The following is a 12,995-nucleotide window of genomic DNA, read 5'->3' as shown; positions in this document are numbered from 1 at the left end:
TTACTCAACCTCATAATCATAACAAATACTAATTGGAGCATGGTCAGAAAACCAGTTTTCTTTGTAGATATGATCTGATTGAGGTATTACTTTATCTTTTAAAGTAGGTGTTGAGATATGGTAGTCAATCCTCCAGCCAACATTTTTTGCTCTAGCTTGTCCACGATTAGACCACCAAGTATATTGTAGCGGCTCTTGGTTAATTACCCTAAAAGTATCTACCCAACCTAAATCATAAAAGATATGATCTAGCCATGCTTGTTCTTCTGGTAATACTCCTGAAGTTTTACCATAGTTAGATTTCCAGTTTTTTATATCTATCTCTTTATGCACTATATTAAAGTCACCACAAACTATAAAATCCCTTCCAGATTGTATCTGCTGTTTTAATACTTGTGTGTATTTTGCTAAAAATTGCATTTTATATTCTTGGCGCACGTCACCACTAGAGCCAGATGGTAAATACAAGCTTGCGATACTAAAATTTTCATAGTCAAACTGAATATATCTTCCTTCTTCATCTGCCCAATCTATACCGATTTCTTTGATTACTCGTATAGGTTTCTTTTTAGCATAAATAGCTACACCACTATAGCCTTTTTTTATAGCATCTTTATAATCGTAAAAATATCCTTTAGGAAAGTATGTAGGGTCAGATTCTAATTGATGAAATTGAGCTTTCGTTTCTTGGATACATAAAAAATCTATATTTTGAGTTTTAAACCAACCCCAAAAGCCTTTTTTAGTTGCAGCACGAATTCCATTAGCGTTAAAGCTTGTTATTTTCATAAAAACAATAAAAATTATTAATATTTATTATTCTAACATATTAAATGACACTTGTGATTTTAAATAGTTTAGTTAGAATACCATTCCAGGCATTTGCCATAGTCCAGCAGTCCGTAGAGTATCTTTGATAATTAGAATCTTTTTTTGCATATTTGCTGGTTTATCTGAAGCTTAGTTTTCAGGTATAGATCCAGGATTACAAATTTTAAAAGGCATTTTATTATTAGCGCTAGATTGTAGTCTGAAAGTTTTGAAATAGTTGAAAGAGAGTTCCAGATGTAGTTTATTAGGTTTGAGAAGAACTTAAATAAACGAACAGAAACTAAAAATGTCACATAGACATTTAACTCTTTCAGATAGATATTATATAGAAAGTTTACTTAAATTAGGATACTTAGAAGCAGCAATAGCTAATAAAATAGGATTTAGTAAAAAAAGGAATTAAGTTGGAAAGATGATTTTTTTTATTACTTTTATTCACTTAATAAATCTTTATCCATCAAATGACTTGGTAAAACATTCGAAAGAGAGTTTAAAATATTACTTGGTACTTTAGGATTTTCATGTGCTAAGTCTTGGATAAGTTTTTTGACTTTCTTTCTCTTTAGATTTTCTTGTGAACCACAGAGGTTACATGGAATTATTGGGAAATTTTCTTCTTTTGCAAATTCTATAAGATCACGTTCTTGAACTAATACCATTGGACGAATAACAGTATTTTCACCATCTTGAGTTACAAACTTTGGTGGCATTGATTTTATTTGTCCTTGGTACAGTATCGACATAAGCAAAGATTCGATTAAATCATCACGGTGGTGTCCCAAAACCACCTTATCCATTTTATTATCTTTTGCATACCTATAGATATTGCCACGACGCAATCTAGAGCAGAGCGAACAATAAGTTTTACCTTCTGGTACTTTATCAACAACTACACCGTAAGTGTTTTTTGTCTCGATTTCATAAGATACACCTAAATCATCAAGATATTTTCTAAGCTGACTATCGTCCCACCCTGGTTGAGATTGATCTAGTGTATACACGTGAAGATCAATATCATAGGTCTTATCTTCAATTAGCCCATGTAAAACTTTCAATAGGCCAAAAGAGTCCTTACCTCCAGACAGACAAAGCATAACTTTATCACCTTTTTGTAAAAGGTCAAAATCAGCAACAGCTTTAGTAATATAATGACGTAATTTTTTTTCAGTTTTTGTCATTTAGCGATGTACCTTTTTAAATAGCCTATCTTTTTCACGTGCCCAATCTTTATCTTTTTGAGCTTGACGCTTATCATGAACTTTTTTACCTTGAGCTAGGGCAATCTCTACTTTTACTCTAGGACCTTTCCAATACATCGCCAGTGGTACACAAGTAAAGCCTTTTTGTTCAATTCTACCCATGATTTTGTCTATTTCACGACGATTAAGTAAAAGTTTACGTGTTGCTGCTGCATCAGGTGTTATATGCGTTGAGGCTGATAGTAAAGGAGTGATTAGACAATTAAAAAGCCAAGCTTCACCATGTTTTACATGCACATGACTATCGACCATTTGTACTTTACCAGCTCGTATACTTTTAACTTCCCAACCTTTAAGTACAATTCCAGCTTCAAATTTTTCTAGAATAGTATAGTCATGGAAGGCTTTTTTATTTTTAGCAATAGTTGCTGAAGAAACCTTATGTTTACTCATAACTTTATTATTTTTTGTAAAAGATATACAATGTAATGCTATATATTATCAGCAAAACGTAAAAGATTAAATAAATGAATAAGGTTAATAAATTTGCTGTTGTAAATTACAGTGCTGCTCAAATGTATGATTTGGTGAATGATATCAAAAACTATCCGCAATTTTTGCCAATGTGCTATGACGTTGAAATTTTTGAACAAACTGAAACACAAGCAAAAGCTTCTTTGAAAATAAAGTCTGGATTTGCAAAATTAGATCTAGCAACTCATAACACTATGGTAAAAAACCAACATATTCATTTAAATCTAATAAGTGGTCCTTTTAAAACTTTAACAGGTGATTGGAATTTTGAACCACAAGATGAAAATTCGTGTAAAGTTTCTTTAGATATGGAATTTACATTTGAAAATAAATTTGTAGAAATAGCTCTTGGTCCAGTATTCCGTGGTTTAGCAAATAAGATGTTAGAAGCGTTTTGTAAGCGTGCAGAAGAGGTTTATAAATAAGTGAGAGTAGAAGTTATATATCCACTTCCTAATGAGCAAAAATCTTTTTTTGTGGAGTTTATAAATAGTCTTACTGTTAGGCAAGCTATAGAGAAATCTAAAATTTTACATAAGTATCCTGAATTAGAAAAAATAGCAGATTTTAAAATAGGTATATATGGGGAAATTGTTGATTTAAATGACCCTGTAAATGATAACGATAGGATAGAAATATATAGAGAATTGACTATTGACCCTAAAAAAGCTCGGATGCTAAGAGCTGAACAAAAGCGTAAAAAAGAAGGTATTAAGCTTTTCGGCGCATGATTAGGCAAAAAATAGCTATTATAGGGGCAGGGCTTGCAGGTTGTTCTTTAGCTTACGAGCTTACTAAAATAAGCGATTTTGATGTAACGCTATTTGATAAAAATTCTCAAATAGCTAATGATGCTTCAGGTAATTTTGCTGGAATTTTAGCACCATATTTGACTTCTGATAATAATTATTCAGACCAGTTTCATACATTAGGTTATAAGTTTTTATTAGAGTTTGTAAACAGCTATAAGGAAGAGTTAGAAATTTGTAACAAAGGTGTGTTACAAATATTAAGCGATGAAAAAGAGCAAAAAAGATACGAAAAAATATTTAATAAAAGAAATATACCTTCTAATTTAGCCAAAATTTTATCAGCTAATCAACTTTCAGAGTTTATAGATATAAACACTTCAAATCAAGCTGTGTATTATCCTAATGCATTGTCATTAGTGCCTAAAAGTATTTGTCAATTGTGGTTAAAGTTATCAAATGCTAAATTAATTTTAGATACTGAGCTAGTAGATATTAAAAAATTTGATTCTAATGGTTGGCTTCTTGAGTTTGACAATTTTAATGAAAAGTTTGATATTGTTATTTTTGCAGGGGGATATGAGCTTTTTAAAAAAATCTCCTATCTTCAAAAAATTCCAGTTTACCCATCTCAAGGGCAGCTAACTGTTATTAATAAAGCTTTTGATATAAAAAACACAATTAAGGATAAAGGATACATAATTCCAAACTATAAAAATAACCTACAAGTTATAGGAGCAACTTTTAGAGAAAATAATGATATAACAGCAGAGGTTAGAGATTCTGATGATGAATATAACTTATTTCAAATTAAACATATGCTGCCAGGTTTATCCAAAGCCGACATAAATATAGTAGATTCAAGAGTAGCAACAAGATGTGTCACTGCAGATCATTTACCATTAGTAGGCAGGCTTGTAGATTATGATAAATTTGAGCAAGGTTTTTATAAACCTCTCTCAAAAGGCTATCCAAAATCAAAAATGCCACAAGTAGAGTATGAAAATGGTTTATATTTGTCTTCTGGGTTTGGTTCAAAAGGTCTATGTTCATCTTTATTGGCTGCAAAAGTTATTACCTGCCAAATTATCAATCAACCAAACGTAGTTTCGAATAAATTATTAGAAGTCTTGTCACCGCAAAGATTTTGGGTTAGGAGTTTTAAGAAGGCTTGAAATAAAATTCTTAATAGAGAAAATGGTAGTTTGACTTTTACATTTAAGGTGTATTTTTAAATCATACCTCTAGAGGCTTTTTTGCGATCGCTTTCTGTAAGGTGTTTCTTTCTAAGTCTAATTGATTGAGGTGTTATTTCTACAAGTTCATCATCTTCGATAAACTCTAAAGCATATTCTAAAGTTAGTTTTATAGGTGTAACTAAAACAACAGCATCATCTTTACCAGAAGCACGTACGTTGGTCAGCTGCTTACCTTTACATGGATTTACAGCTAAATCATTATCTCTACTATGAATGCCAATAATCATTCCTTCATAAACTTCTGTACCATGCCCTATAAACATTTTTCCACGTTCTTGAAGGTTAAATAAAGCAAAAGCCAAAGCTTTACCAGCACACATAGATACTAAAGTTCCATTTTGACGAGTTTCTAAAGCTTGCTTTTTCATTGGTCCATAGTGGTCAAACACTTTATTTAATATACCTGAACCAGATGTAATAGTTAAAAACTCCGTGTAGAATCCTATCAAACCTCTAGAAGGTATTATAAACTCAAGTTTTACACGGCCTTTTCCATCTGGTTCCATATTTTTAAGCTCACCTTGACGTAAGCCCATTTTTTCCATTACAGTACCTTGATGCTCTTCATCTATATTGATAATCGCATGCTCATATGGTTCATGCTTTTCACCATTAACTTCTTTAAAAATCACATGTGGACGTGATACAGCTATTTCAAAGCCTTCACGACGCATATTTTCTAGTAAAATAGATAAATGTAACTCACCACGTCCAGAAACTTTAAATTTATCAGGGTCATCTAGCTGCTCAACACGTAAAGCAACGTTATGGATCAATTCTTTTTCAAGCCTTTCTTTGATCTGGCGAGAAGTTACAAATTTACCTTCTTTACCAGCAAAAGGTGAGTTATTAACCTGAAATGTCATACTAATTGTTGGCTCATCTACAGACAGTGGTGGTAGAGCTTCAAGGTGCTCAGGATTACATAGAGTATCAGATATTTTTAAACCATCCATACCTGTTACACATACAATATCCCCAGCACTAGCTTCAGCAACTTCATTTCTATCTAGACCTAAATATCCTAATATTTGTAAAACTCTACCGTTTCTTTTTTTTCCATCAGCGTTGATTATAGTTACAGGAGTGTTAGTTTTTACAGAACCTCTTTGAATACGACCAATACCTATAGTCCCTAAAAAGCTTGAATAATCTAAAGATGATATTTGCATCTGAAAAGGACCAGTTTCATCTACTTTTGGTGGTTCAACTTTATTGATAATAGTGTTAAAAAGATCACTCATATCAGTAGTTTGCTTTTCTAGATCATCAGTAGCAAAACCATTTATAGCAGAAGCATAAATTATAGGAAAATCTAATTGATCATCAGTAGCACCAAGTCTATCAAATAAATCAAATACTTGATCAACAACCCAGTCAGGGCGAGCACCATCTCTGTCAATCTTGTTAATAACCACGATTGGTTTTAATCCTTTCGCAAAAGCTTTCTCAGTTACAAACCGTGTTTGTGGCATAGGACCATCTACAGCATCTACTAGTAAAAGTACAGAGTCCACCATTGAAAGTACACGCTCAACCTCACCTCCAAAATCAGCATGCCCTGGAGTATCAACAATGTTAATGCGGTAATCTTTATAATTAAGAGCTGTATTCTTAGCTAGAATCGTAATACCTCTTTCTTTTTCAATATCATTTGAGTCCATAACTCTTTCAACTTCTGGACCACGATTTTTTAAAGTCCCTGACTGCTGTAGTAGCTTGTCAACAAGAGTTGTTTTTCCATGGTCTACATGGGCGATAATAGCAATGTTTCTTAAATTTTTAAGCATGTAATTTACCTATTTTTATAAAATCAAGGATAATTATAGACTAATAAGGAAAAAAAGTACCTAAAAATAGTTTATAAACTTTAGGTTTTGCATATTTTAAAAATATACGGGTATGACGAAATTTTTTATAACAAAGAAAATTGAGACTCTTCTTTAACTTCTTTTTTTTCTTGAGAAATTCTTCTTTGTTGTACAGCTTTTGATAACATTTCTAACATTTCTATTGTTTCATCAAAGCTTACACAAGCATCTGTAACACTTTTACCATATTCAAGTGGTTTTTTATTAATGTCTTGATTTCCTGCTACAAGGTTACTTTCTATCATAACACCAAACACATCATTACTTTGAGCTATTTGCTTGCAAATATCAGTAAGTACAGTTTTTTGTTTGGAGTGATCTTTTTGACTATTACCGTGGCTACAATCAATCATTACTTTAGTATCTAAGCCTGCTTTTTTGAGTTTTGCGATGCATTCATCAACATGTTCTTTGCTAAAATTAGGTCCAGATGCACCACCACGTAGAATTATATGACCGTTTTTATTACCTTTTGTTGCAAATATTGCCGTTGATCCTGATTTGGTAGTGCTTAGAAAATGGTGTGGGTAAGTAGCGGACTTAATAGCGTCCACAGCTACTTGAATATCACCATTAGTAGCATTTTTAAAGCCTATAGGCGCAGATAAACCTGATGCAAGTTCTCTATGAATTTGGCTTTCTACAGTTCTAGCTCCAATAGCTCCCCAAGAAATTAACTCAGCAAAATATTGGGGTGTTATTACATCCAAAAATTCAGTAGCACATGGTAAACCCATATTAGTGATATCGGATAATAATTGACGTGCTATCTGTAACCCTTTATTTATACGATATGAATTATCAAGGTCAGGGTCATTTACAAGTCCTTTCCAGCCAATAGTTGTACGTGGTTTTTCAAAATACACTCTCATTACAATAATGATGTTTTTTTCAAATTTTTTGACTTGTTCTTTGAGCTTAGTCGCATATTCAAGCGCAGCTTTAGGGTCGTGTATAGAGCAAGGTCCAACAACAACTATAACTCTATCATCATTACCATGAATTACATTAGCTACTTCTTTACGGGATTTTTTAACTGTTTCATATGAACCTTTTAAAAGAGGTATTTCTTGAATCAGTACTTCAGCAGGGATCAACACTTTTTCTTTTTCTATATTTATGTTAGAAACTTTATCAAATCTTTTATCACCTATCATTAAATAATTTCCTATACTTATTATTTTTTACCTAGTAGATTTGCCATGCCACCCATACCTTGCATAGCAGACATACGCTTCATTATATTTGCCATACCACCTTTTTTACCAACTACACTTTTCATCATTTTTTTCATTTGAGTATGTTGTTGTAATAATTTATTAAGGTCTTGAATAGTGGTACCAGAACCTCTAATAATTCTTTGTTTTCTGCTATGTTTAATAAGTTCTGGCTTTTTACGTTCAAGTGGTGTCATTGAATCTATCATAGCCTCTATTTTTTTAAACATTTTATCACCAACGTTGCCAGGCATATTTGGTATATTTGGTAAATTTGACATTATAGAGTCAACACCACCCATTTTTTTCATTTGTGAAATTTGGTTCTTAAAATCTTCTAGATCAAAATTTTTACCACTTTTTAGTTTTTTAGTAAGTTTTTGAGCAGCATCTTTTTCTGTTTTTTGTTCTATGCTTTCTATTAAACTAAGCATATCACCCATACCTAAGATTTTAGAAGCAACTCTATCCGGGTGGAAAGGCTCTAAAGCATCAGTTTTTTCACCAGTACCTAAGAATTTAATAGGTTTACCGGTTATCTCTCTAATTGATAGAGCTGCACCGCCTCTAGCGTCACCATCAGTCTTAGTTAGTACTATACCAGTTAGCTCTAAAGCATCGTTGAAAGCTTTGGCAGTTATAGCAGCATCTTGACCGGTCATACTATCTACTGTAAATAGCGTTTCTATAGGTTTTGCAATTTTGTGAATTTGTTTGATTTCATCCATCATGGATTCATCTATATGTAATCTACCAGCAGTATCTATTATGAGCACATCAGCTAGTTTAGTTCTTGCTGTTTTGATAGCTTGAGTAACTATAAAATCAGGCTTTTGGTTAATATCAGACTCAAAAAAATCAATATCTAAGCTATTTGCTAAAGTTCTTAGTTGATCAATAGCAGCAGGGCGGTAAACGTCAGCACTTACTACCATTACTTTTTTCTTATACTTTTCTTTAAGATATTTAGCTAGTTTTGCTGTAGATGTCGTTTTACCAGCACCTTGTAAACCAGCCATTAAGATAATAGCAGGGGGCTGAGTTTTTAAATTTATAGGTACTGCTTCTTCACCAAGAGCTTTTTCTAACTCTTTTTTTACAAAAGATACAAAAGTCTGATCTGGTGTAAGGCTTTTTTTAACTGTCTCACCAATGGCTTTTTCTTTGATGTTTTCAATAAATTTCTTTACAACAGGTAAAGCTACATCGGCTTCTAATAGTGATACCCTGATATCACGTAAAGCTGATTGAATATTCTCTTCTGTAAGAGAAGTCTGTCCTTTTAATTTATTAAAAGAAGATTGTAATTTTTCCGATAAACTAGTAAACATAAGTCTATAAGTATTCCAACCCTTGGGGTGAATTAGTTATTAGTTAGGAAAATGTTAACATTTTTAGAGAAAATATACTATCTTAAGAGATTATACTTATCCCAATAACACTAAATAATAGTAAACAAATTATAATGTATGTATAGTTTTTTTCTTTTATAAAGAAACAAAATTCTAAAAATATTCGCAGAACTGGGAAAATAATTATTAAGAATAGCCCAAAATTTATAATTTTTATCGCTACAGTCTCTTGATAATTTATTATATATTGACTACTACAATTAATGACTTCATAGCTCCTATAGAAAAAACCTATAATTAGAATTACTATAGAAATGATTAAGTTAGATTTTAAAACTTTATATATAATTTGATTTTTTGTCATAAAAGTAGCCCTTTACTGATCATTTGGATAGCTGCTAATAAAATAATAATAAAAAATGTTAACCTTAAAACCTTTACCGAGACAAAAGGCATAATTTTAGAACCTATTGTAGCTCCTAGTAAAGTTCCTAATGCAACTGGTAGAGTGATTACGCTATCAATGTAACCAGCAAAGTAATAAGTAGAAGTAGCAGCAAAAGCAGTTATTCCCATGATAAAATTGCTTGTAGAAGCACTTACTTTAAATGGAATTTTCATTATTTTATCCATGGCAATAACTTTAAATGCTCCGGCACCTATACCTAGTAACCCACCAATAAATCCAGCACCTAGCATACTTAAAAAACCTAAGCCAGGTTTATCAACGTTATAGTGTATTTCTTGATTATCAACCATAAATTTATCATTAAGTTGTAGTTTTTCTGCTAGTTTCGAAGAAAACTGCTGCTGAGAAGTTTGTCGTTTTGAGAAACTTAAAAATGCTACCACGACAAGTACTCCTCCAAAAATTAAGAACAAAGTAGCTGGTTTTATAGATATTGCTAGCTTTGCTCCAAGTGTTCCTCCAATTCCTGCTGCTAATGCTAAGAAAACACCAAGTTTTTCTTTTGTGAACCCGTGGGATTTTAAAGATACTATAGAAGTTGCTGAAGATGTACATATTATAGCAACTAAAGATGCTCCAATAGTATAGTGTAAAGGAACCCCTAAAACTGTTGATAGTAGGGGGGTAATAACTAATGCTCCCCCTAATCCAACAACAGATCCTACGGTTCCACCTAACACTGCTACTAGAAAAATGATTAATTCAAATAAAAGGTTATTTTCCAAAATAAAAGAGTTTTAAGTAACATTTTAAGTGAGAAAAGTATATCATTCCTAAAAAAGTTTGTTTTGCAAATATTGTGTTTTTATTGAAATGCTTTAGAATATAAAGCTGTTTTATATTTAATTATATAAGTTTAAAAATAATATAGGAGAATTAGCCACTATGGCAAAAGAAGATTGTATAGAAATGGAAGGGGTGGTTTTAGAAGCTCTTCCTAACACAATGTTCAGAGTTGAGTTAGAAAATGGTCACATTGTAACAGCTCACATTTCTGGGAAAATGAGAAAAAATTATATTCGTATCTTAACGGGTGATAAGGTTGTTGTTGAAATAACTCCTTATGATTTGACAAAAGGACGTATTAAGTTCCGTAGTAAATAAACTTGTTTCCTAAGTTAGTCACTTAATCATAACATTTTCTGGTTTGAACATTTTAAATAGATTAGAAATTTACTTAAGAACTAAACCCTTTTAGTTTTTAGTCTAACATAATCACTTCTTTTGTCGATCTACAGAATGTTTCTTTGATAAAAAACACACTAATAACTATACCTAAAGCTGTAAAAACAAGTAAAATGCTTAGACTTATTTTGTAATCATATATCGACACTTTATTTTCATTAGAGAGCATACCTAATATACTACTAATAATCGGCGAACCAATTGCTACAGACAGTGTTATTAGAAAATTATTTATTCCTAATCCAGTAGCTCTATATTTAGATTTACACTGTTCAGCAATAATTGCAAATCCAATACTTTGACCACTTGCGCCAAATCCTAAACAAATAAATGATGTATATAATATAAGGTTATTTATAGGAAAAAATATTATCGTAACTAAAGAAATAAATGTTAAGCAAATAGCAAGAATCATGATTGGTTTTCTTCGTTTTAAGGTATCTGATATAAACCCTAAACTTGGACAACCTAATCCATAGCCAAGCCAAGCTATTGTAATTAAATAAGATCCTAACTGTGAGCTATAGCCATTTAACCCTAAGAAATTTTTTGTAGTATTTTCAGATAAATACTCTATAGCTAGATATGTTGTAGCAGAAAAAATAGCAATTAACCATATTTGTGTATTAGAAAATAAGGCTTTTATTTCACTAACAATAGATGATGGGTTACTTAATATAATAACTTTGTTTAATTCTTGATTATTATTTTTTACTACCATTATGGTTACAGCTGCTAATATTAGCCCTATAATAGCTAGTGTTATGGATATAAAGCGCCAACCTACACCGCCAGCTTGTGATAATGAATCCAAAGGCCCAGCAGCTAACATTGGGCCCATTACACCTATAAACTGAGATAATCCTATATATAAACCAATATGCTTATGTGGTAGCCAATCATAAACAGCTATTAGTAGACATAAAAAACCAAAAGAAGCACCAAAACCTATCGTCATTCTATAAATAAGTGCTGCAGTAAAACTATTACATAAACTAAATAACCCGACACCTAATACACAGATTAAAATAGCTAAGCTAAGAGTTTTTTTTAAGCCTAATTTACCAGTAATTACACCGGCTGGAATTTGCATTAATCCATATGTTATTTGGTATGCGGTTGAACTAAGGATACTAAAGGTAAACAAGTTTAGGTTCAAATCAGTAATTATTTGATGTTCAAATGTTCCTAGGATAGTTCTAAGTAAAAACTCATACATAAAAAAACTAGCACAAGTCAACCAAACTATTATTGCAATCAAAGAGACCCTGTTATTCATCACTAAAATTTTCTTTTGCTATTTCTTCCCAATTTTCTATTTTTGCTTCAGCTTTTTCATCGTTATGAAAAGATGCTACCTTAAAAACTAAATCCCCTTCTTTTATTAAAGGGTAGTTATTGATACCTAAAATTATTCCATCGATAGGTGATTTAAGTGATACGCTTTCATCATTACCAAAAGGATCTATCAGTTTACCAATTTTTTGATTTTCCTTTACTCTAGTGCCAAGCCCTATTTCTGTTCTTAGAATCCCAGGTTTATCAGATATGGTCCATTCAGTATCATTAGATACTACAGGTTTTATTTGTTGTACAAAATCTTGGTCTTTTAAAATATCCAGTTTTCTCATGACATTTTTAATGCCTGAAACACCTACATTTATAGCTTCTTCATTAAATTTATTAGCTTCACCAGCTTCATAACATATAAAAGGTATACCTAGATCCTGATGGATTTGGCGGATACTAGATTGATTCATATTTACAGCAGTTATAACAGGAGCTTGAAATGCTTTAGCCATTTTTATAGAATTTTGATCTTTAGCATTAAAATAAACTTGAGGCAATATTTCATGATCTATAGCACCAGTTTTTAGCTGTATTGAATAATCAGCTTTGTTAATTATTTCTTGGGTTACTCTATAAGCATAACGTTGCATAAAAGAGCCATTTTCATCACCTGGAAAAGCTTGTTCTAATGGTAAGCTATGTCTGGTTGAATGCACTAGTCCAAAAATATTTAGCACAGGTATAGCTATTATTGTGCCATTTAACTGCTTAGGATTAATATCTTCCAAAAGAGAGTTTATTATTTCAATACAGTTAAATTCATCACCATTGATCATTCCAAATATTAAAAAACAAGGTCCTTGATATAAGCCATTTAGTATTTTTATAGGTAAATACATGGGGGCACATGAGTATTGACTTGGTAATGGCATGGCAAGTGTAGCCGTTTCTCCTGCTTGAAAAATTTTATTAAAAATTTTAAATTTCATAGATTTTTTATAAGCTTAAAAGCGTTTAAGCTCTTTTATATATTAATCTG

The 12,995-nt window shown here is 31.6% G+C and carries 14 protein-coding genes and 1 pseudogene; 5 read left to right on the top strand and 10 right to left on the bottom strand.

Annotation, left to right across the window (positions count from 1 at the left end):
• Nucleotides 1-789, bottom strand: a complete 789-nt coding sequence (locus tag E3E15_RS04235) for an exodeoxyribonuclease III (protein WP_172106705.1) — start codon at nt 787-789, stop codon at nt 1-3.
• 328 nt (nt 790-1,117) lie between these two features.
• Between E3E15_RS04235 and E3E15_RS04230 the strand changes: the two are divergent.
• A pseudogene (locus E3E15_RS04230) lies at nt 1,118-1,222 on the top strand (IS30 family transposase); the annotation flags it as partial.
• Between the two features lie 40 nt (nt 1,223-1,262).
• On the opposite strand, the gene ttcA reads toward E3E15_RS04230, so the two are convergent.
• On the bottom strand, nt 1,263-2,009 hold the full coding sequence (ttcA, locus tag E3E15_RS04225) for a tRNA 2-thiocytidine(32) synthetase TtcA (RefSeq protein WP_172106703.1): 747 nt from the start codon (nt 2,007-2,009) through the stop codon (nt 1,263-1,265).
• The gene (smpB, locus tag E3E15_RS04220) at nt 2,010-2,483 is read right to left on the bottom strand and encodes an SsrA-binding protein SmpB (protein ID WP_172106702.1); all 474 of its coding nucleotides are present in this window, start codon (nt 2,481-2,483) and stop codon (nt 2,010-2,012) included.
• Nucleotides 2,484-2,557: 74 nt separating this feature from the next.
• Between smpB and E3E15_RS04215 the strand changes: the two genes are divergently transcribed.
• Genes E3E15_RS04215 through mnmC1 form a run of 3 tightly spaced genes read left to right on the top strand, consistent with a single transcriptional unit; the run spans nt 2,558 to nt 4,488 of the window.
• Complete coding sequence (locus tag E3E15_RS04215; RefSeq protein ID WP_035719241.1) at nt 2,558-2,989, top strand: type II toxin-antitoxin system RatA family toxin; 432 nt, start codon at nt 2,558-2,560, stop codon at nt 2,987-2,989.
• The gene (locus tag E3E15_RS04210; protein WP_172106701.1) at nt 2,990-3,295 is read left to right on the top strand and encodes an RnfH family protein; all 306 of its coding nucleotides are present in this window, start codon (nt 2,990-2,992) and stop codon (nt 3,293-3,295) included.
• Nucleotides 3,295-4,488, top strand: a complete 1,194-nt coding sequence (mnmC1, locus tag E3E15_RS04205) for an FAD-dependent 5-carboxymethylaminomethyl-2-thiouridine(34) oxidoreductase MnmC1 (protein WP_425352918.1) — start codon at nt 3,295-3,297, stop codon at nt 4,486-4,488. Before E3E15_RS04210 ends, mnmC1 begins: the two co-directional genes overlap by 1 nt.
• Before the next feature lie 56 nt (nt 4,489-4,544).
• Here mnmC1 and typA read toward each other — a convergent pair whose 3' ends face one another.
• From typA to E3E15_RS04180, 5 genes are all read right to left on the bottom strand, one after another.
• On the bottom strand, nt 4,545-6,362 hold the full coding sequence (typA, locus tag E3E15_RS04200) for a translational GTPase TypA (RefSeq protein ID WP_172106699.1): 1,818 nt from the start codon (nt 6,360-6,362) through the stop codon (nt 4,545-4,547).
• 125 nt (nt 6,363-6,487) lie between these two features.
• On the bottom strand, nt 6,488-7,600 hold the full coding sequence (locus E3E15_RS04195) for a 3-deoxy-7-phosphoheptulonate synthase (protein ID WP_035719236.1): 1,113 nt from the start codon (nt 7,598-7,600) through the stop codon (nt 6,488-6,490).
• Between the two features lie 20 nt (nt 7,601-7,620).
• A complete protein-coding gene (gene ffh, locus E3E15_RS04190) occupies nt 7,621-8,991 on the bottom strand; it encodes a signal recognition particle protein (protein ID WP_172106698.1) in 1,371 nt (456 codons plus the stop codon).
• Between the two features lie 82 nt (nt 8,992-9,073).
• The gene (locus tag E3E15_RS04185; protein ID WP_081835917.1) at nt 9,074-9,376 is read right to left on the bottom strand and encodes a DUF1634 domain-containing protein; all 303 of its coding nucleotides are present in this window, start codon (nt 9,374-9,376) and stop codon (nt 9,074-9,076) included.
• Nucleotides 9,373-10,206, bottom strand: coding sequence for a sulfite exporter TauE/SafE family protein (locus tag E3E15_RS04180; RefSeq protein WP_172106697.1), 834 nt, complete (start codon nt 10,204-10,206; stop codon nt 9,373-9,375). Before E3E15_RS04180 ends, E3E15_RS04185 begins: the two co-directional genes overlap by 4 nt.
• Nucleotides 10,207-10,366: 160 nt before the next feature.
• Between E3E15_RS04180 and infA the strand changes: the two genes are divergently transcribed.
• Nucleotides 10,367-10,585 (top strand): translation initiation factor IF-1, encoded by a 219-nt coding sequence (infA, locus tag E3E15_RS04175; protein ID WP_003033733.1) that lies wholly within the window; start codon nt 10,367-10,369, stop codon nt 10,583-10,585.
• Nucleotides 10,586-10,682: 97 nt separating this feature from the next.
• Here infA and E3E15_RS04170 read toward each other — a convergent pair whose 3' ends face one another.
• On the bottom strand, nt 10,683-11,945 hold the full coding sequence (locus E3E15_RS04170; protein WP_172106696.1) for an MFS transporter: 1,263 nt from the start codon (nt 11,943-11,945) through the stop codon (nt 10,683-10,685).
• On the bottom strand, nt 11,938-12,945 hold the full coding sequence (locus E3E15_RS04165) for a succinylglutamate desuccinylase/aspartoacylase family protein (RefSeq protein WP_172106695.1): 1,008 nt from the start codon (nt 12,943-12,945) through the stop codon (nt 11,938-11,940). Before E3E15_RS04165 ends, E3E15_RS04170 begins: the two co-directional genes overlap by 8 nt.
• Between the last annotated feature and the right edge of the window lie 50 nt (nt 12,946-12,995).

The organism is Allofrancisella frigidaquae (assembly GCF_012222825.1).
In the GTDB taxonomy this organism is placed as follows: domain Bacteria; phylum Pseudomonadota; class Gammaproteobacteria; order Francisellales; family Francisellaceae; genus Francisella; species Francisella frigidaquae.
Note: the sequence above shows the minus strand (reverse complement) of the source record. Positions and strands in the feature narration are given on the sequence as shown.